Raw genomic sequence first — 19,733 nt, forward strand, 5'->3', positions numbered from 1 at the left:
AGTTATATTCAAATTAAACCGAACTTTCATTGCGAATAAAAAATCGCCCAATTCTTTTGGGGCTGAGTGACAGCTTGCGATTTGCATTTATATCCAGCAAATAGGGCGTGTATGAGCAAATGCAGGTCCGCCGTGAAAGAACATATACCGAAGACAGTCTTGATAACGGGGGCCGCCCGCCGGCTTGGTCGGGCAATCGCCACCGATCTGGCCGCCCATGGCTTCGCGATTGCCGTCCATGCCAATGAATCGATGGCCCAGGCCGAGGAATTCGCTAACGAAATAAGGCAAAACGGTGGCAAGGCCGCGGCCGTTCAGGCAGACCTGACACAATCTGCGCCCACCATCGCGCTTGTCGAAAAGGCCGCCTCCGCACTCGGGCCGATCGGCGTCGTCGTCAACAATGCGTCGGTTTTTCTCGACGATTCGGCGGAAACGCCCGATCCGGCGGTCTTCGATGCGCATTTCGCGGTGCATGTGCGCGCCCCTTCCCTCATCGCCGCCGCCTTCGTCGAGCAATTGCCTGCGGACAAATCCGGGCTGATCGTCAATATCATCGACCAGCGTGTGCTTGCGCTCACACCGCGTTTTTACTCCTATACGCTTTCGAAATCGGCGCTGTGGACCGCCACCCGAACGATGGCGCAAAGCTTCGCGCCGCGTGTGCGGGTCAATGCCATCGGGCCGGGTCCCACCTTCAAAAGCGAAAGACAGGCGCCCGAGGACTTTCAGGCGCAGATTGACGGCCTTATATTAAAGCGTGGTCCCGCACCGGATGAGTTCGGGCGGACGATTCGCTTTCTTTTCGACACGCCGTCGGTCACCGGACAAATGATCGCGCTCGACGGCGGCCAGCACCTTGGCTGGGAAACCCCTGACGTGGCGGAGATAAATGAATGAACGGAAAGAAGCTGCCTGATGGCGGTATTCTCTTCGATGAAACCGACGACGAAGACGACGATGCCAGCCTTGCCGCGACGGAAGCGGCTGAGGCGCCGCGCGACGTTGCCGGCGTGGACTGGAATGCGGGCTGGAAGAATGAATCCGGCCTGAAGGGCATGGACCTCATCGGCGAATTCGTCAAACACCTGCCGAATTCGCCGGGTGTCTACCGCATGTTCAACGAGGCTGGCGACGTGCTCTATGTCGGCAAGGCGCGCTCGCTGAAGAAGCGTGTCGGCAACTATGCGCAGGGTCGTGTTCATTCCAACCGCATTGCCCAGATGGTGCGTTTCACCACCCATATGGAGTTCGTCACCACCCGCACAGAGACCGAAGCGCTTCTGCTGGAAGCGAATCTCATCAAGCGCTTGCGGCCGCGCTTTAATGTGCTTTTGCGCGACGACAAGTCCTTTCCCTATATTCTCATCACCGCCGACAATCGCGCGCCGGCGATCTTCAAGCATCGCGGCGCCCGGGCGCGCAAGGGCGACTATTTCGGACCCTTTGCGTCGGCCGGTGCCGTTGGCCGCACGATCAATTCGCTGCAGCGCGCCTTCCTGATCCGTACCTGCACCGACAGCGTGTTCGAGACCCGCACGCGTCCCTGTCTGCTCTACCAGATCAAGCGCTGTTCCGGGCCCTGCACGCATGAGATCAGCGATCAGGGCTATGCGGAACTCGTCAAGGAAGCCAAGGATTTCCTGTCCGGTAAGAGCCAGAGCGTCAAGACCGCGATTGCGCAGCAGATGAACGAGGCGGCCGAAGATCTCGATTTCGAGCGCGCCGCGGTCTATCGCGACCGGCTGGCGGCGCTTTCCCACGTCCAGAGCCATCAGGGCATCAATCCCGCCGGCATCGAGGAAGCGGATGTCTTCGCCATTCACCACGAAGGCGGCATTTCCTGCATTCAGGTGTTCTTTTTCCGCACCGGCCAGAACTGGGGCAACCGCGCCTATTTCCCGAAAGCCGATCCCTCCCTGCCCGGCTCGGAAATCCTCAATGCGTTTCTCGCACAGTTTTACGACGACAAGCCGGTGCCGAAGCAAATCCTGCTTTCCGAAACCGTGGAGGAACAGGAACTGCTGGCCGCCGCACTCGGTGAAAAGGCCGGGCACAAGGTGACCATCAGCGTGCCGCAGCGCGGCGAGAAGAAAGACATTACCGACCATGTGCTTGCCAATGCCCGCGAAGCGCATGGCCGCAAGCTGGCGGAAACCTCGTCTCAGGCGCGGCTGCTGAAGGGTTTTGCGGAGACCTTCGGTCTTTCCACCGTGCCGCGCCGGATTGAGATTTACGATAACTCGCACATCATGGGCACCAATGCCGTGGGCGGCATGGTGGTGGCGGGGCCGGAAGGTTTCGTGAAGAACCAGTATCGCAAGTTCAACATCAAATCGACCGACATCACCCCCGGCGACGATTTCGGCATGATGCGCGAGGTGATGACCCGTCGTTTCTCGCGCCTCTTGAAGGAAGAAGGCAAGCCCGATCGCGAACGGGTGCCGACACCGGAAGAAGCGGCCGACATGCCCTTCCCCGCCTGGCCGGATGTGATCCTGATCGATGGCGGCCAGGGCCAGATGACGGCGGTGCGGGCTATCCTCGATGAACTCGGCATTCGCGACTGTGTGACGGCCATCGGCGTGGCGAAAGGTGTCGACCGCGAGGCGGGTCGCGAGCGCTTTTTTGCGGATGGGCGCAGCGATTTTTCCCTGCCGCCGCGCGATCCCGTGCTTTATTTCATCCAGCGCATGCGCGACGAGGCGCACCGCTTCGCCATCGGCTCACACCGGGCGCGGCGTAAGAAAGAAATGGTGCGCAATCCGCTCGATGAAATCTCGGGAATCGGGCCGGGACGCAAACGCTCCCTGCTGCAGCATTTCGGTACGGCCAAGGCGGTTTCCCGCGCCGGCCTCAACGATCTGATGGCCGTCAGCGGCATTTCCGAGACGGTTGCGCGGCAAATCTACAATCACTTCCACGAGAGCGGCAGCGATTGACGCAGAACGGTGGGACCGAACTGCTAAAAAAACATAATGACGTGTTGACGCTATGCCCTAGCGGCGGCATCAAGGCAGCTGATCTTTGACTGACAGGTTTCCCATGGCTTCGCGCGCATACAGCATTCCCAACCTTCTCACCTATGGCCGGATTCTTGCGGTTCCCGTCATCGTTCTGTGCTTTTTCATCGAAGGAAAGCTGGAAAGTTCGGATTTCGCACGCTGGACGGCGTTGTGGCTGTTCATCATCGCCTCGCTGACCGATTTCCTCGATGGTTATCTGGCGCGCATCTGGAACCAGACTTCCAATATCGGCCGCATGCTGGATCCGATCGCCGACAAGCTGCTGGTCGCCTCCGTGCTGCTGCTGATGGCTGCGGATGGCACCATTGCCGGCTGGTCGCTCTGGGCGGCCATCACCATTCTCTGCCGTGAAATTCTGGTTTCCGGCCTGCGCGAATATCTGGCGGCGCTGAAGGTCAGCGTTCCCGTCACCCGCATCGCCAAGTGGAAAACCACCATCCAGATGGTCGCCATCGCCTTCCTCCTGGCGGGCCCCGCGGGCGACAAGGTGCTGCCCTACACGACCGAAATGGGCATTACCCTGCTGTGGATTGCCGCGGCGCTGACCATGTATACCGGCTATGACTACTTCAAGGCCGGCCTGAAACACATCGTGGACGAAGACTGATGACACGGATCGTTTATTTTGCCTGGGTGCGTGAGAAGATCGGCACGGATGAGGAAGAGCTGGACATCCCCTCCTCCGTCACCACCGCCGGCGAGCTGATCGCCTGGCTCACGACCCGCGGCGAAAATTACGAGGCCGCCTTCGAGTTTCCGGATGTGATCCGCGTTGCCGTCAATCAGGAACACGTCGAACACGACGAGAGCATCGTCGGCGCACGCGAGATCGGCATCTTTCCACCCATGACGGGGGGATAAACGGATGCAGAAAGCCCTTGAGCCAACGGTCCGCGTGCAGGCAGGGGATTTCGACGCCGCCGAAGAAACCCGCCTGTTGACACAGGGCGACAGAAGCATCGGCGCTGTCGTGGCCTTCACCGGGCTCTGCCGGGACGATGGCGGCACGCTGACTGCCCTTGAACTCGAACATTATCCCGGCATGGCGGAAGCGGAAATCACCCGCATCGCCAAACTCGCCATGGAACGCTTCGGCCTGCTCGGCCTCACCGCCATCCACCGCCACGGCAAGATCGCCACCGGCGAGAACATCGTCCTCGTCATCGCCGCCTCCAGCCACCGGCAGGCGGCCTTCGACGGCGCGAATTTCGTGATGGACTATCTCAAGACCTCCGCCCCGTTCTGGAAAAAGGAACATGGCAAGGATGGCACGACGGGCGATTGGGTTGCGGCGAAGGCGACCGACGATACGGCGAAGGGCAAGTGGCGATAGCGCTTCTTCTTTTCTCGCATTTCCGAACGGAAAACCGGAACCGAGTTCTCCTGGAAATGCTCTAAGGCGCTTCAGCCCTGCTGCGCATGACGATCAGCCAGCCGACCAGCAAAGCCAGCACCGCCGCATCCCGCCAGGCAACAGGGCCGTAACCCACCCAGAATGTTTCCGCAAAACCGACGGCAGCGGCTCCGAGGCCGCAGATGAACGGGCTGGCATAACCGCCCGCCGCTGAAATCAGTACGACTTTCAGCCCAAAGACCAGACCCGCGCCGAAATCCATGGTGCCGTAATAAAACGTCGCCAGCACGCCGGCGATGGCGGCGACGAGGCCCGCTGCGCAATAGGACAAGAGAAATATCCTGCCCGCATTCACCCCGCAGAGCGAGGCGGCAAAGGCATCATCCGACACGGCCTTCCAGCGCCTGCCGAAAGCCGAGCGGCGAAGATAAAGCGAGCCTGCGAGAATGAGCAGGCAGAAAGCCGCCGTGTTCAGCATCTGCAACGGCGTCAGGGTCACGGCAAAACCCCCGTCAGACCAGAAACGGACCGGGTTCGCGAGAAGCGGCGGAAGCCATAATTGCCTTGTATCGGCGGCCAGCCTCGCGCTTTCGGTCAGCGCAATCAGCACGCCGACAGAGGCGACGGTGACCGCGTTGGGAGAGGCCTTTGCCAGTGGCCGCATCACCGCCCTGCCGATAAACCCCGCCGCCCAGAGCCCGCCGAACAGGCCGGCCCCTGCCCCCAGCGCCAATGTTGCCGGCAGAACCAGCCACAGCCGGTTCCAGCCGAAATCGGCAAACAAGAGGCAGGTCTGGCCAGCAAAAGCGAATATGGCGCCATAGGTCACATCGGCGCGTTTCGTGACCGAAAAGGCGATGGCGTAACCGAAGGCCAGAACCGCATAAAGGGCGGCGACCGGCACGGCATTCAGCAATTGTTGCAGGAAATAAGCCAAGCCCGTCCTCCCGCCGCGATTATAACTGTTAAAACGCATTTTGATAGTTATAATATGCGCATGACTTTTCGCTGGACGGAACATCGTTTTGCAGGGGGAGCATTGGCGCTCGATGTCGCCAATAGCGTCATCCTGCGCTCGGACGCGGCAAGAACGCTCGACCGTTTTGCCGTGCCGGAACAGATCACCGCCTTTGCCGAGGCCGCGACACGGCTTGGCACGGAGCGCGACAGGTTTCCCGACCTCATCGCGCCGGAAGCGGAAAAACGGCCGGTTTTTCTGGAGCTTCGCGAGGCGATCGACGATCATTTCCGTTCGTCTGTCTCCAGCGGGGCCGATGACGATGGCAAGCTGGCCCGGCTTCTCCTGGCTGGCGGCATGGCGCTGCGGATATTCCCCAGGGCCGAAAGTCTCGCCAACGCCACGGCCCATTCCGCTCTGTCTCTGCTTGCCGGCGAGACACGGGAGCGGCTGCGGATCTGCGGCAATTGCGGCTGGCTGTTCATCGACCGCAGCAGGAACAAAAGCCGTATCTGGTGCGACATGGCGGTGTGCGGCAACCGGCAGAAGGCCAGCCGGCATTATCACCGCAAGAAGGAGGTGCAATCGTGAAAAGAATTGCCCTGCCCCTGCTGGCGATTGCGGCGATGCTTTCTCTTTCCGGCTGCCAGCGCGACGAACCACGCGAGGTGGCGAAAGTTTCCGGGCGCATGTTCGTTTTCAACTACCGTGTGGCCATCGCCACCTATCTGGTGACACTTCAACGCATCGCCCCCATCCGCGACGGCAGCAGCGTGGAAGCGGCCTTCGAAAACCCGCGCGGCGGTCCCGATCTCACCACCCGGGAAAAGATTTTTCCCAAGGACGAAAAGATCACCGTCCAGAGCCCGCCGGTCGAATGTGTGAAACAGGACCGGCCCTATAAGGTCACCATCCGTATCAAGGGGCCGGATGGCGATATTCTGCAGACGATCGAGACCACGATCCGTTCCGATACTGACCAGTCGGCTCTTCCGGCCAAGCCGCTGGTGGTCGGGCCGCTCTATACGCCCAATCCGGAGGTGTTCAAGCCGGATGGCACGACGGATATGCGGCCGGTTCAGGGGTGCCCGGCGTCGTAACCCTTCACCGCACCTCAACAAAAAACGGAGCCTTTCGGCTCCGTTTCTTCGAGTCTTTTCAACGGCCTCAGCCAATCACCTGACACAGCGATTCAAGCCGTTGAGATTTTGAATCAGCCGACGATTTCGGTTTCGGCGAACCAGTAGGCGATTTCCTGTACAGCGGTTTCCGGAGCGTCGGAACCGTGAACGGAGTTTTCGCCGATGGAAAGCGCGAAGGTCTTGCGGATGGTGCCTTCAGCGGCCTGGGCCGGGTTGGTGGCGCCCATGATTTCGCGGTTCTTGAGGATGGCGTTTTCGCCTTCCAGAACCTGAACGATGGTCGGGCCGGAGGTCATGCCTTCAACGAGTTCGCCGAAGAAGGGGCGCTCTTTGTGAACGGCGTAGAAGCCTTCGGCTTCGCGCTTGCTCATCCAGACGCGCTTGGACGCGATGACGCGCAGGCCGTTGTCTTCAAATACCTTGGTGATCGCGCCCGTGAGGTTACGCTTGGTTGCGTCCGGCTTGATCATCGAAAATGTGCGTTCAATCGCCATGTGTCCGTTTCCTTTTCCTTCAGAGAAAGTGGGCGGTCTTTACCCGCCCAAAAGCCCGAAAACAAGGGGGATCAACGAGATTGCGATGATCACGGCAGACATTTCACGCCGCTGTCACACTGCGGCCTCTTGCATCGTAGAGATCGAGGCAGCCTTCGAACCAGTCCAGCACCGGGTCATTATCGGCAAACAGATCGGCCCCGGTGGTGATCCGCGCCCATTGCAGCGCGCCGAACACGATGTAATCCGCAAAGAGCGGCGATGTGCCGCCGATAAAGGGCTGGAAGTTCAGCATGCGACGGATCGGTGCCAGCAATGCGGGAAAGGCGGCGATTTCCGTCTCGCGGTTGGCCACCACCTCCTCAAGCGGGCGGCCGAGCGCCTTCGTCCGGCTTTCGCGGAAATAACGGCGATCGGGCTCGTCCAGCATATTGTGGATATCAAGCACGGCAATGCGGACGATGGCCGGGTGAAGCACCGTCTGCGACCAGCTTTCGACAAAACGGGCCATCGCCTTGCCGCCCTCCCCGTCAAACAGCGACGGCCGTTCCGGGTAAGCCTCGTCAAGATAAAGCGCGATTTCGAAACTGTCGCTCACCAGCTGGTCGCCATCGCGCAGGATCGGCACGGTCTTCGAAAACCCATCCTCCACCGTCGGGATCACCGTGAAGGGCAAGGGACGCTCTTCGAAATCCAGCCCTTTATGGGCCAGCGAAAGCACGGTTTTCCAGCAATGGGGAGAAAAAGGCCGGGAAATATCGCTTCCGCACAGCGAATAAAGCGTTCTGGAATTCGTCATGGGCTGCCCTTCTTCTGCAACATCGATGAGCGATATTAAGAACGGCCACCGCATGAAATCAAATCAGGATTTGTCATGCAATCGATCAAGGAACGGCCACCGACCCGCATACGCGGCTGCGGCAGAAATTTACCCTTTCACGGGGCCAAAAATCTTTGCGGATTCAGTCTATTTTAAACCGTTACTTGTAAGAATAGCGTCATTCAACAATCGGTAATCGCCGATCAATTCATAATATTCTATTCGTATGGGGCTGTCAGTGACGACATCGGCGGGCGATAAAAAACGTGAACAGGCAAGAGGTGCTCTTGTCGTTACCAAAATCACGCAGTTCATCGCCAAGATGAATATTGCGCCGCTGCCGCGCAATTACGAACTGATCTATGAAATATTGTCGGGACATAACCCGGCCATGGGCCGTGATATCCTTGCACTTGGCAACGCCCCGCAGCAGCATGAAATCGACCTCATCGGCCAGCGGCACAATCTGCCCGGCTTTTCCCGGATCGAGGCCGAACAGATGGCAAGCGAGGCCTTCGAGACGCTGACGCGGATTTCCGCGCGGCTGGATGCAAGCCTTCAGCGCACTGAGACTTTCATGGACAGCCTTCAGCAGGACGGGGATGGCGAGCCGCCCGCAACGGAGCGTTTCGTGGAGCTGCTGGGCGATATTCACGAGGAACAGACGAGCCTTCGGCATTTCATCGCCATGGGGCTGGTGAAAATCCGCGAAGTTGAACGAAACCGGACGGAGCTTCAGGCCGCCTCGCTGCGCGACAGCCTGACGGCGCTTCCCAACCGGGCCGCCTTTCTTGAAAAGCTCGGCGCCCTGTTTGCGAAGGACCGGGCGGCATCCGCCACCTCGCTGGTGCTGATCGACATCGATCATTTCCGGGAAATCAACGGCAAATATGGCTCTTCCGCCGGCAACAAGGCGCTTAGAAGGCTCGCCGCCCTGTTTCGCAAGACCATCAAGAAGGACGATTTCGTCGCCCGTATCGGTGGCGATGAATTCGCCTTTCTGTTTGCCGGCGTGCCGCAGAATACGGCCGAGGCGATTGCCGAGCGGCTGCGGCAAAGCGTGGAGGCACTGCGCTTTGCGACCAGCGGCGGTGACGGCGAGCATCTGACGGTGTCGATCGGCGTCGCGGAGGTGGATGGCACCACCACGCCCGCCGAATTTTTCGGCCATGCCGAACTCGCCCTGCTTTCCGCCCGCTGCGGCACGCGCAACTGCGTTATCGGTTATTCGCGGGACGTGGCACAGCACAGCCGCAGCAGCTATCTGGCTCAACTCGGCGCGTGAGGCAGCATTCTCTCATGGTGTGGCGCGGGCGCTCTTGCCTTGGCCAGACAGTTCGGCCAAAACGGCGCCATGATTACGATTACCGATCTTTCCGCCCGCATTGCCGGGCGTCTGCTTCTTGACCATGCCAGCGTGACGCTTCCCGCCGGTGTGAAGGCGGGTCTCGTCGGCCGCAACGGCGCCGGCAAATCCACCCTGTTCCGGGTCATCACCGGCGATCTGGCGGCGGAAAGCGGTTCGGTGACAATCCCGAAACTCGCTCGCATCGGCCAGGTGGCGCAGGAAGCGCCGGGCACGGAGGAATCACTGATTTCCATCGTGCTTGCCGCCGACAAGGAGCGCAGCGCGCTTCTGGCGGAAGCGGAAACCGCGACCGATCCACACCGGATCGCCGAAATCCAGATGCGGCTTGTCGATATCGACGCCCATTCGGCCGAAGCGCGCGCCTCGAGCATTCTTGCCGGCCTCGGTTTTGGTCACGAGGCGCAGCTTCGCCCCGCCTCCTCCTTCTCCGGCGGCTGGCGCATGCGCGTGGCGCTCGCCTCGGTGCTGTTTGCCGAACCCGACCTTTTGCTGCTCGACGAGCCGACCAACTATCTCGACCTCGAAGGCACACTCTGGCTGGAAGATTATATCCGGCGTTATCCGCACACCGTCATCATCATCAGCCACGACCGCGATCTTCTCAACAACGCTGTCAACTCCATCGTGCATCTCGACCAGAAGAAGCTGACCTTCTACCGCGGCGGTTACGACCAGTTCGAGCGGCAGAAGGCCGAGGCCGACGAATTGCAGATGAAGGCGAAGGCGAAGAACGACGCCGCGCGCAAGCACCTGCAAAGCTTCATCGACCGCTTCCGCGCCAAGGCCACCAAGGCACGGCAGGCGCAGAGCCGCATCAAGGCGCTGGAGCGCATGGGCACCGTTGCCGCCGTGATCGAGGACCATGTCCAGCCGATCACATTTCCCGAGCCGGAAAAGCAGCCCGCCTCCCCCATCGTCGCCATCAATGGCGGCGCGGTCGGTTACGAGCCCGGCAAATCCATCCTGAAGCAGCTCAATCTCAGGATTGACAATGACGACCGCATCGCGCTGCTCGGCTCGAACGGCAACGGCAAATCGACCTTCGCGAAGTTCATCTCCGGCCGGCTTGCGCCGCAGGCGGGCGATCTCCGTGTCGCCCCGGGCCTCAAGATCGGCTTCTTCGCGCAGCATCAGCTCGATGACCTCGTGCCGGATGAAACGCCGGTCGAACACGTGCGCAAGCTGATGCCGCTGGCGCCGGAAGCGCAGGTGCGTGCCCGCGTGGCGCAGATGGGTCTAGCGACGGAAAAAATGGCGACGGCGGCGAAGGACTTGTCCGGTGGCGAAAAAGCCCGGCTGCTGATGGGACTTGCGGCCTTCCACGCGCCGAACCTGCTGATCCTCGACGAACCGACCAACCATCTCGACATCGACAGCCGCCGGGCGCTGATCGAGGCGCTGAACGATTATAGCGGCGCGGTCATCCTCATCTCGCACGATCGCCACCTGATCGAGGCGACGGTGGATCGGCTGTGGCTGGTGGCTGACGGCACGGTCAAGACCTTCGAAGGCGACATGGAGGAATATCGCGATCTCGTCGTTTCCTCCGGCAGGAAGAAGGAGGACAAGGCAGAGGCGGCCAACGATCAAGCCTCGAAGGCTGACCAGCGCAAGGCCAATGCGGAAAAGCGCGCCCAGCTGGCGCCGCTCAAGAAAAAGATCAACGAAATCGAATCCCTAACGGCAAAGCTTGAGAAAGTGATTCAGTCGCTCGACAAGGAACTGGCGGACCCTGCTCTATACGAAAAAGCGCCCGCCAAGGCCGCGCTGAAAGTGAAGGAGCGCGGCGAGGCCGCCAGCAAGCTCTCGGACGCCGAGGAGCAATGGCTGCTGCTTTCGAGCGAATACGAGGACGCGATGGCGTCCTGATGCATGACCGGAGGGGCCGGCGGCTGGAAGCCGCCGACCCCTGTTTTCTGATGCTTACTTTGCGCTGATGGCGCTGAGGCCTTCGCGGGCGCATTCGGCGTCGATCGCGCCCGACGGTGCGCCGCCGACGCCGATGCCACCGACCAGCGCATCGCCGATCTTGATCGGCAGGCCGCCGGCCTGGATGACCATGCGCTCATCCATATCGCGAAGGCCATCATTGGCCGGCTTGGAGGCGATGAAATCCGCGATCTCGCCGATGTCACGTCCGAGCGATGCGGCCGCAAAAGCCTTGCCGGTTGCGCTGGAGACGGTGTGCGGGCCGGAACCGTCCGCCTTCAGCACCGTCTTGGTGGCGCCATCGCGGGTGACGATGGCAACGGTGACGGCATTACCCTTGGCGGAGCAGGCCTGCAACGCAGCCTTGGCAGCCTTTTCCGCCATTTCGAGCGGTAGATAGGGCGCGGTCGGCAGCGTCTGCGCCAATGCGGCCGAAGGAGCGATCAGGGCGGAAACGATGAGAAGGTTGCGGATCATGAAAAGGTCCTCTTGCTTGATGAGGACCCCAGCTTAGGCGGATGGCGCGGGGCTGCGAATCCGTAAGATTTGCCGGCCGCTCGGTAGTTCTACTGATCCGCGCCGGCCTCCAGCCACAACCGCGTCATTTCCGCCTGCGAGGTGGTGCCGAGCTTGAGGCCGATGGCGGCGCGGTGGCTATCCACCGTGCGCGGCGACAGGACGAGCCCATCGGCGATCTGGCGCGTGGTGAAACCGAGCGCGATACGTTCGAGGATTTCACGCTCGCGCGCTGTCAGCTGCGCCAACAGCGCCCTCGTCTCGGCATGCAGCGCTTTCGCGTCGAGCGTGCGGGCCAATATCCCGTGCGCTTTCTGGATTGCGTCGATGAGATCCTGCTCATCCACGGGCTTGGAGAGAAAATCCACCGCGCCATTGTGAAAGGCACGGCGGCAGGCTTCGATATTGCCATGCCCGGAAATGATGATGACCGGCCAGTCGACGCCCTCCTCCGCCAGCTTTTCCTGCAGCTTCAATCCGGTGATGGCCGGCATGCGGATATCGAGAATGAGGCAACCCGGCTCGAGACCGGAAAGCTGGCCGAGAAAAACCACCGGATCGGCAAAGCCCTTCGCCTTGATGCCAACGGTGGACAGCAGCAATATCAGCGCCTTGCGCACGGCGTCATCGTCATCGACAAGATAGACGGGCAGCGTCATGGGTTTCGCGCCTCCGCCGCGACGGGCAGGATGACGCGGAAAAGCGCGCCATTCTCATTCTCGACATAAAGGATTTCGCCGCCGGCGCGCTCCACCAGCCGCTGGCTGAGGGCAAGTCCCAGACCCATGCCGTCCTTTTTCGTGGTCGCGAAAGGCGTAAACAGGCGGGCGCGCAAATCCGGTGCGACGCCGGGGCCGTTGTCGGCCACGTCGAATACCGCAAAATCGCCGTCGCGGCTCAATGTGGCGGTAATGGCTTTCCTGCCTTCAACGGCTGCGAGCGCATCGAGCGCGTTGCGCAGCAGATTGAACATCACCTGCTCCATTTCCACCGGATCGGCCCGCACCGGAAGCGCCGTCTCCGGCATGGCGATATCGATACTCGCCTCGTGCCGTGCCGCCTCGCCGGCAAGCAGCGCATCGACATTGCGCAGAGCGGCACGCAGGTCATGCGCGGCGGCGGGCTGACGGTGCGGCAGCGACCAGTTGCGAAACCGCACGAGCATGCTGGCGGCACTTCGCGCCTGATCGATCATGTCATCCAGAGCGCCGGAAAGGGCAGCGGTATCCTGGCGCGCTAGCAACCGTCGGCCAGCCTGCGCCTGCGCCAATATCGCCGTCAGAGGCTGGGTCAGCTCATGCGCCAGACCGCTCGCCATCTCGCCCAGCGCATTGACCCGCGAGGCATGGGTGAGCCTTGCCTCCATGCCGCTCAGCTCGGCCCGCCTTTCGGCGGCGCGCATGCGCGTCCTCTGCTTCGCCATTACCATGCCGATCAGGAAAACGACGGTGGAGCCGGCCATTCCCGCCAGCAGGGCGCGACCCGGCAAAAGATCCCGCCAGGTGATCGAAAGGGCGGCCTCGAGAAGCAGCGGTTGCGTGGCGCTGCTCAGCTGCCGGACATATTGCGGCTTTTCCGGCACCGTCGGCGGACCGAACAATATGGTTCCATCCGGCATTTTCAGGCGGATCACCGCCTGTTTCGACAACCAGAACGGAGCATCGGACGCCAGAAGCTGCGCCGCGTCGATGGCAAGAACCAGAACCTTCGATGCCGTCTCGCTGTTGGGGCTGCGCTTGACGATCATGTAATGCCCGGGCCTCAAGGCGCTCGCTACCAAGGCCGGCCGGCCGGAAAACACCGATGCCGCCTTGCGGATCACCCCAGCCAGTTCGTTTTCCAGAGGCCGGGTGCCGATCACGGGGCCTCCATCGTTGAGGGACACCAATTGAAGCTCATCGATGCGCGGATAAAATTGCAGAATGGGAGCGGCAACGTCGAGCAACAGGCCGTAATCCGCCCCCTGCTCCGCCTGCGCCACCGCCGAAAGCGCGGTGACATGGGCGTCATGCTGGTCGGCCCGGCGCGATACCTCAGCCCGCAGCGCGTCGCTCTGCCGCTCCAGTTCGCCAAGCAGGCTGACATAATGGTAAGCGGCCAGAGCGGCAATGACGGCTGCCATGAGCAGCGCCCAGGCTAGAACCACCCTGGGCAGGGACCATGCCGCCAGCGGGCGCGGGCCACCCGGCAAGTGCTGAGCCGGCTTTCCGGGCATGTCACTCCATGCGTCGTCGTTTTCAGGCATCGGCTCGCTCGCGCGACCGGAAAAGGCGGTCGCAACATTGGTTCGTCAAAGGACTTTTCTCAGCACAGGCCGCGGAAACATTCAATCCGGCATGGCCGAATTTCCTTCCCGGCGCCATTGGTTCGCTGAGACAATGCCTTCGGTCCCGGCGTGCTAGGCGCACTCCCTGCGGGGCCGCAACCGCTCCAGCGGCACGGCGGGCGAATAAAGATAACCCTGTCCGAAGCGGATGCCCATCTGCATGAGAAGCCGGCTCTGCTCCTCCGTTTCTATGCCTTCCGTCACCAGCTTGGCGCCATAGCGTTCCGCGCTTTCGAAGGCGAGCGCGATGGCCTCCCGGAACCGCGACTGACCGAGCCGGGATGTCATCCAGTGATCGATCTTGACCTCTTCGAACGGGAACCGCGCCAGCAGGGTGAGCGCGGCATAACCGGTGCCGAAATCATCCAGCGCCAGCCGCACACCGGCGGCGACCAGCGTATCGAAATTCTGCTGCACGACATCGATGGTCGGCATCCTGCTCATCTCCGTCACCTCGATCGACAGGCGATGCGCGGGCACCGCCATCTCCCGCAGGAACGCCACCACCCGGTCTCCGAAATACGCGGTCGCAAAAGACGAGGCGGAAATATTCACCGCCAGGTGAAAATCCGGATCGAGGCTGCGCAGTTCGCGCAGGTCACGGACGACGGCATCGATCGTCGACCATTCAAACTCCACCAGCAGCCGGTGACGTTCGGCGATCTCCAGCACATAATAGGGTGAAAGCCTCTGCCCGCGCGCGTCGACCGCGCGCAAAAGCGCTTCAGCGCCGATCATACGGCGATTGTGCATTTCAAATTTCGGCTGGTAGTGGATGGGCGGGCTGCCGGATTTGATCCAGGTGACCAGCATCTGCCGCACACCCTCATCCCGTGTCGCTTTCTCGGCGAAGGAAAAGGGGAAAATCTGCACCGGATTGTCGCTGCCTTTCAGCGCCAGGCTGAGATGCCGGAGGAAGGAGGCGACGTTCTGCCGGGAAAGCCGGTCGAGATTCGCCGCGCCGATCTTGAGGTGTGGAACCGGTCCCGCCTCCGTCGTTCGGGAAAAGGCGCTCAGCCCGTCATGCAGGCGCATCATCAGTCGTGCGCTTTCCGACTTCTCCAGTGAAATCCCCTGAATGACGACCGCAAGCGTCGTATCGCCGAACATGAAGCTGCTGGGCGCGTTGGAACTCGACAGCAGACCGTTGTTACCGTCGCAGACCTCCTGCGCCAGCCGCGGCCAGAAAAGATCGCCCCAATCCTCACCCTCGCAGGCGGCGACATCGGCGATATTGACGATTTCGATCAGAACGAGAGCGTGCGGAACGGTCGGATCATGCCGCATGGTTGTTTCTATGTGGTCCTTGAGGGCACGGCGGTTGGGCAGGCCCGTCAGTGGGTCCGTCCGCGCCGCGGCATCGCGTTTTTTGTCCTGTTCGCGCCCCCGCGCCTCGCTGCGCAGCAGGACGAACAGGCAGACGATCATCGGCAAGCCGACAATCGAGCCGAAGATGCGCCGCCCGACATTGCTGAGGAACAGTTCCTGATTGATCATGCCGAGACTGTAGGTCACGGAAACGGCGCACAACACTGCAAAGACCCTGATCGAGAATACTCCGGCGACTTCCCGGACACCGATCTCGGTCAAGCTGCGCCTGCGCATCCAGCCATACATCATTATCCCGAATGCGGAGATGATGCACATATCCAGAAAGGCGGCCCCGAAGAGGGCCGGACCACCGAACAGAAAACGCCCGGCGGAAACGAATGCCAGACTTATCAAACCGCCTTGCCAGGACCCCAAAACGCCGGCCAGAAAAAGCAGGTCGGAACGGATATAGGGCTTGGAGGGCAGCTTGATGAATTCGGACACCAGCGACGTCAGCAGAAAACCGGCCACTCCGAACACGATGCCGAAGTAGATTTTATAGCGCGGGTCTTCCAAAGCGATATTGCGCCGCAGAAGGATCAGCACGGATATCATGCCGACGACGGCGGCGGCCTGGAGCAGCAGGAATGGAAGCTCGGCGGCGGAGGCTGCCGCCTGGGCGGCGATCAATTCCATCATCTGCAAATCCCCGGTTATTATTTATTATGGCGCCGGATCTCCGGCGTATCGCCTGCGCAGGACAGAACTATAGCACATCGTCAGGTCTTCGGTTTTCCAAGCTTTGCATGCCCTGGAGCGACACCGCGTTTCGACGCCGACGACCTTGGCCGATCCGCAACATCCCGCTATATGTCCGGCGGCAGGCATCAGCGCCGCGCCAACGGGCAGGCAAAGGCTGCGGAGAGCGGCGCGAAAATCAAGCCATCGACAGCGAATTGATGCCTGCTTTCATTGGCTTTTTGAACGAAGCCGGAAAACGGCCATCTTCAAACAGAACCATCATAGACCTGCTTTTCAAAAATTCATTTCAGTGAAATGCAATATTGTTATCGAATGTTCACAGAACATACCTCGTTGAAACCAATATTAAAACCGTTAAAATCAAAAATAAAACTTCAAATTCCGGAAAATATTTGCAGAATCCAGATATCACCTGATAAATAAACAATAATTACGGAATTTTTCTTATAAAGTTACAGCTTGAAAAAAGACGCCCCGCACAGGGACGATTGCCTTGCTCCTTCGAGCGTTTCTGCTAAAAACTTGTAAAAATCACACTTTATCCCATCATGCAGCACTCAAACGGGTTCCTCTCCATGTCAGCCACCAAGCTTGCCATTGTCGGCGTCGGAAAAATCGTTCGCGACCAGCATCTTCCCGCCATCGCAGGCAATCCGGATTTTGAATTGATCTGCACCGCGAGCCGTCACGGCACCGTGGATGGCGTCGCTTCCTATGGCACCATCGAGACGATGCTTGCGGCGGAGCCGCAAATCAACGCGGTTTCTCTGTGCATGCCGCCGCAATATCGTTACGAGGCGGCTTATGCGGCACTGAATGCCGGCAAGCATGTCTTCCTCGAAAAGCCGCCGGGCGCGACGCTTTCTGAAGTGCAGGATCTCGTTCGTCTCGCGGATTCGAAGGGCCTTTCGCTGTTCGCCAGCTGGCATTCCCGTTATGCTCCCGGAGTAGAAGCCGCAAAAGCCTTTCTCGCCTCGACGAAAATCGACAGCGTGCATGTGATCTGGAAAGAAGACGTGCGCCATTGGCACCCGAACCAGGCCTGGATCTGGCAGGCAGGCGGCCTCGGCGTGTTCGATCCCGGCATCAATGCGCTCTCGATCATCACCCACATCCTGCCGCGCGCGCTGTTCCTGACCAAGGCGACGCTGGAATTCCCGGAAAACCGCGACGCCCCGATTGCCGCCGACCTGCATTTTTCCGACGTGACGAAAATGCCCGTCCACGCCGAATTCGACTGGCGCCAGACCGGCAAGCAGAGCTGGGACATCGTTGCCGAAACGGCAGCGGGACGAATGGTGCTTTCGGAAGGCGGCGCAAAGCTCTCGATCAACGGCGAGGAAAAGCTGTCCGAGCCGGAACGGGAATATCCGTCCCTTTACGAGCGTTTTGCCGAGATCATCAAGGCCGGCCGCTCCGACGTCGATCTTGCGCCGCTCACCCATGTGGCCGACGCCTTCCTGCTCGGCCGCCACAAATTCGTGGATTCCTTCTACGACTGAGCAGCCGCAGCGCTTGCCAAAACACAAGCCTCAAAGGGCGCGACTGATGAAACGGTCGCGCCCTGATTTTTTGGCCTGATTCAAACCGCGCCGCCGAGACCCTTCGGGCTTTCCCAGACCCCGGATGCGAAAACCGGTAATTGACGCCACATGGGCCAATCAGGCCTTTTTCTGCCAGCGGCCTTCAGGAGACTGCTGCCAATAGGTCAGGGAATGCCCCTCCGTCTTCAGCCTTTTCCAATGGTTACGCGCCATTTCCAGCTGGTAGGCGTCGTATCCGTCGAACATGAACACGACGCGCTCATAGGCCTCCACCGCCGGCGGCTCGGCGCCATCGACCAGAAAGCGCACATTCGCGGCATTGCCGTTCTCATCCGATGCCGTCAGAAGAATCCGCTGGTTTTGCGGTGCCGGAGAGGCGTCCGTGGCGTGCGGCAGGAAACTGTCGTCGCGAAAGGTCCACAGATGCGAGTCGAGGAAATCGCGGCGCTCCTCATCCACCGTCTGGATCGCGACTTTCCAGCCGCGTTCCAGCGATTTCTCKAGCAAAGGCGGCAGCGCATCCTCCAGCTTCGATTCCGTCAGATGGTAGAACAGAATTTCAGTCATCCGCAGACGTGCCGCTCCGCTTTCTTCAATCTTCGTAATGGGCACGAACGAGTTCGTTCAGCAGACGCACGCCATAACCCGATCCCCAGGACTGGTTGATCTCGGTCAGCGGCGACCCCATGGCGGTTCCGGCGATATCGAGATGCGCCCACGACGTCTCGCCAACAAAGCGTTTGAGGAACTGCGCGGCGGTGACGGAACCCGCCAGGCGGCCGGAGCTGTTCTTCATGTCGGCGAATTTGGAATCGATGATCTTGTCGTAATCCTTGCCGAGCGGCATGCGCCAAAGCTTTTCCGCCGTCACATCGCCCGCCTGCGCAAGACGCGCCGCCAGCTCATCGTCATTGGAGAAAAGCCCGGCCTGAAGATTGCCGAGCGCAACAGTGATCGCGCCTGTCAGCGTAGCGAGGTTCACCATGAATTTCGGGTTGAAGCGATCCTTGGTGTACCAGAGCGCATCGGCCAGAACCAGCCGGCCTTCGGCATCGGTATTGATGATCTCGATGGTCTGGCCGGACATGGAGGTGACGATGTCGCCGGGGCGCTGGGCGTTACCATCCGGCATGTTTTCGACAAGGCCGATGACGCCGATCACATTCGCCTTGGCCTTGCGGGCGGCGAGCACATGCATCAGGCCGGTCACGGCGGCAGCTCCGCCCATGTCGCCCTTCATGTCTTCCATATTGAGGCCAGGCTTCAGCGAAATGCCGCCGGTATCGAAAACGACGCCCTTGCCGACAAAGGCGATCGGCTCGTCCTTCTTGTTGCCGCCGTTCCACTGCATCACCGCAAGCCGGGGCGGACGGGCCGAGCCCTGCGCCACGCCGAGAAGCGCGTTCATGCCGAGCTTCTTCAGCTCCTTCTCACCGAGAATTTCAACATCGACGCCGAGCTTGCGCAGCTCTTCGGCTTTTTCGGCGAATTCGACGGGGCCGAGAACGTTCGGCGGCAGGTTGACGAGATCGCGCGCCAGAATCACGCCGCCTGCGACAGCTTCGGAAACGGCAAAGGCCTTTTCGGCTTCCTGATGGGCGGCGGTTACGATGACGACATCGACCTTCTTCGGCGTCTTTTCATCGTCGGACTTCTTTTTGGTCTTATAGGCATCGAAGCTATAGGCGCGCAGCAAAATGCCAAGTGCGAAATCCGCAGCCGCCTCAGCACCGACCTCGACGCCCGGCGCATCGAGATAGACGACGACCTTGTCGGCTTTCCTGAAATTGGCAGCGGCGGTGCCGCCGGCGCGCAGCCAGTCATGCGCGACCAGCTTGGAGGGCTTGCCCAACCCGACGACGAGCAGCCGGTCGGCGGTGGAACCCTGCGGCGCGATCACGTCGAGCGTCGCCATGGACTTTGCCGAAAAGCCCGAAATCTTCGCCGCCCTCGCGATCACACCACCCGGGTCTGCCTCGGAAGCACCGGCGACGGCCTGCGCCTCACCCGAGGCCTGCAGCACGACGGCGAGCGCGTTTTCAAGCGAGGCGGAATTGGCGAAAGAAATATCGAATTTGGCGGACATGTTTTCCTGCTCTTCCTGGACAACCTACATGATGCGCCCGATCATGGCCTTTTCGGCTCCCGGCGCAACCCTGCATTCTTTAAAGACCTACAGTCG

General features: G+C 60.7%; 19 protein-coding genes. 10 read left to right on the forward strand and 9 right to left on the reverse strand.

Going from position 1 to position 19,733, the window contains the following annotated elements:
- Positions 1 to 111: 111 nt before the first annotated feature.
- The 5 genes from QD336_RS15765 to QD336_RS15785 all read left to right on the forward strand — a co-directional run bounded on the left by QD336_RS15765 (position 112) and on the right by QD336_RS15785 (position 4,359).
- On the forward strand, positions 112 to 900 hold the full coding sequence (locus tag QD336_RS15765) for an SDR family oxidoreductase (RefSeq protein ID WP_499171315.1): 789 nt from the start codon (positions 112 to 114) through the stop codon (positions 898 to 900).
- Complete coding sequence (gene uvrC / locus QD336_RS15770; protein WP_269344002.1) at positions 897 to 2,942, forward strand: excinuclease ABC subunit UvrC; 2,046 nt, start codon at positions 897 to 899, stop codon at positions 2,940 to 2,942. Before QD336_RS15765 ends, uvrC begins: the two co-directional genes overlap by 4 nt.
- Before the next feature lie 103 nt (positions 2,943 to 3,045).
- Entirely contained in the window at positions 3,046 to 3,633 is a 588-nt protein-coding gene (gene pgsA, locus QD336_RS15775) for a CDP-diacylglycerol--glycerol-3-phosphate 3-phosphatidyltransferase (protein WP_059752461.1), read from the forward strand.
- Positions 3,633 to 3,887, forward strand: coding sequence for a molybdopterin converting factor subunit 1 (gene moaD, locus QD336_RS15780; RefSeq protein WP_269344003.1), 255 nt, complete (start codon positions 3,633 to 3,635; stop codon positions 3,885 to 3,887). Before pgsA ends, moaD begins: the two co-directional genes overlap by 1 nt.
- 4 nt (positions 3,888 to 3,891) lie before the next feature.
- Positions 3,892 to 4,359: a molybdenum cofactor biosynthesis protein MoaE gene (locus QD336_RS15785; protein ID WP_499171316.1), complete on the forward strand. Its 468-nt coding sequence runs from the start codon at positions 3,892 to 3,894 to the stop codon at positions 4,357 to 4,359.
- Between the two features lie 61 nt (positions 4,360 to 4,420).
- On the opposite strand, the gene QD336_RS15790 is transcribed toward QD336_RS15785, so the two are convergent.
- Positions 4,421 to 5,317, reverse strand: coding sequence for a branched-chain amino acid ABC transporter permease (locus QD336_RS15790; RefSeq protein WP_499171317.1), 897 nt, complete (start codon positions 5,315 to 5,317; stop codon positions 4,421 to 4,423).
- Positions 5,318 to 5,377: 60 nt separating this feature from the next.
- On the opposite strand from QD336_RS15790, the gene QD336_RS15795 reads away from it, so the two are divergent.
- Entirely contained in the window at positions 5,378 to 5,929 is a 552-nt protein-coding gene (locus tag QD336_RS15795) for a CGNR zinc finger domain-containing protein (RefSeq protein ID WP_499171318.1), read from the forward strand.
- Positions 5,926 to 6,438, forward strand: a complete 513-nt coding sequence (locus QD336_RS15800; RefSeq protein ID WP_499171319.1) for a hypothetical protein — start codon at positions 5,926 to 5,928, stop codon at positions 6,436 to 6,438. The genes QD336_RS15795 and QD336_RS15800 overlap by 4 nt, the downstream gene beginning before the upstream one ends.
- A 113-nt stretch (positions 6,439 to 6,551) precedes the next feature.
- Here QD336_RS15800 and ndk read toward each other — a convergent pair whose 3' ends face one another.
- Together ndk and QD336_RS15810 are read right to left on the reverse strand one after the other, a co-directional pair.
- On the reverse strand, positions 6,552 to 6,974 hold the full coding sequence (gene ndk / locus QD336_RS15805; protein WP_138795688.1) for a nucleoside-diphosphate kinase: 423 nt from the start codon (positions 6,972 to 6,974) through the stop codon (positions 6,552 to 6,554).
- A gap of 103 nt (positions 6,975 to 7,077) precedes the next feature.
- Positions 7,078 to 7,773, reverse strand: coding sequence for a glutathione S-transferase family protein (locus QD336_RS15810; RefSeq protein ID WP_499171320.1), 696 nt, complete (start codon positions 7,771 to 7,773; stop codon positions 7,078 to 7,080).
- A 259-nt stretch (positions 7,774 to 8,032) separates the two neighbouring features.
- Here QD336_RS15810 and QD336_RS15815 point away from each other — a divergent pair, with 259 nt between their 5' ends.
- Complete coding sequence (locus QD336_RS15815; RefSeq protein ID WP_499171321.1) at positions 8,033 to 9,079, forward strand: GGDEF domain-containing protein; 1,047 nt, start codon at positions 8,033 to 8,035, stop codon at positions 9,077 to 9,079.
- A gap of 69 nt (positions 9,080 to 9,148) precedes the next feature.
- The gene (locus tag QD336_RS15820; protein WP_499171322.1) at positions 9,149 to 11,032 is read left to right on the forward strand and encodes an ABC-F family ATP-binding cassette domain-containing protein; all 1,884 of its coding nucleotides are present in this window, start codon (positions 9,149 to 9,151) and stop codon (positions 11,030 to 11,032) included.
- A 54-nt stretch (positions 11,033 to 11,086) separates the two neighbouring features.
- On the opposite strand, the gene QD336_RS15825 is transcribed toward QD336_RS15820, so the two are convergent.
- From QD336_RS15825 to QD336_RS15840, 4 genes are all read right to left on the reverse strand, one after another.
- Positions 11,087 to 11,569 (reverse strand): GlcG/HbpS family heme-binding protein, encoded by a 483-nt coding sequence (locus QD336_RS15825; protein ID WP_499171323.1) that lies wholly within the window; start codon positions 11,567 to 11,569, stop codon positions 11,087 to 11,089.
- An 89-nt stretch (positions 11,570 to 11,658) separates the two neighbouring features.
- Positions 11,659 to 12,267, reverse strand: coding sequence for a response regulator transcription factor (locus tag QD336_RS15830; RefSeq protein ID WP_499171324.1), 609 nt, complete (start codon positions 12,265 to 12,267; stop codon positions 11,659 to 11,661).
- Positions 12,264 to 13,853, reverse strand: a complete 1,590-nt coding sequence (locus QD336_RS15835) for a sensor histidine kinase (RefSeq protein ID WP_499171325.1) — start codon at positions 13,851 to 13,853, stop codon at positions 12,264 to 12,266. Before QD336_RS15835 ends, QD336_RS15830 begins: the two co-directional genes overlap by 4 nt.
- A 153-nt stretch (positions 13,854 to 14,006) precedes the next feature.
- Positions 14,007 to 15,944, reverse strand: coding sequence for an EAL domain-containing protein (locus QD336_RS15840; protein ID WP_499171326.1), 1,938 nt, complete (start codon positions 15,942 to 15,944; stop codon positions 14,007 to 14,009).
- A 638-nt stretch (positions 15,945 to 16,582) separates the two neighbouring features.
- Here QD336_RS15840 and QD336_RS15845 point away from each other — a divergent pair.
- A complete protein-coding gene (locus QD336_RS15845) occupies positions 16,583 to 17,509 on the forward strand; it encodes a Gfo/Idh/MocA family protein (RefSeq protein WP_499171327.1) in 927 nt (308 codons plus the stop codon).
- Between the two features lie 159 nt (positions 17,510 to 17,668).
- On the opposite strand, the gene QD336_RS15850 is transcribed toward QD336_RS15845, so the two are convergent.
- Both QD336_RS15850 and QD336_RS15855 read right to left on the reverse strand, forming a co-directional pair.
- Complete coding sequence (locus QD336_RS15850) at positions 17,669 to 18,118, reverse strand: DNA polymerase III subunit chi (RefSeq protein WP_499171328.1); 450 nt, start codon at positions 18,116 to 18,118, stop codon at positions 17,669 to 17,671.
- A 25-nt stretch (positions 18,119 to 18,143) separates the two neighbouring features.
- Entirely contained in the window at positions 18,144 to 19,637 is a 1,494-nt protein-coding gene (locus QD336_RS15855) for a leucyl aminopeptidase (RefSeq protein ID WP_499171329.1), read from the reverse strand.
- Positions 19,638 to 19,733 lie beyond the last annotated feature (96 nt).

This window comes from Rhizobium sp. BR 250 (assembly GCF_047445855.1).
Classification (GTDB): Bacteria; Pseudomonadota; Alphaproteobacteria; order Rhizobiales; family Rhizobiaceae; genus Agrobacterium; species Agrobacterium tumefaciens_I.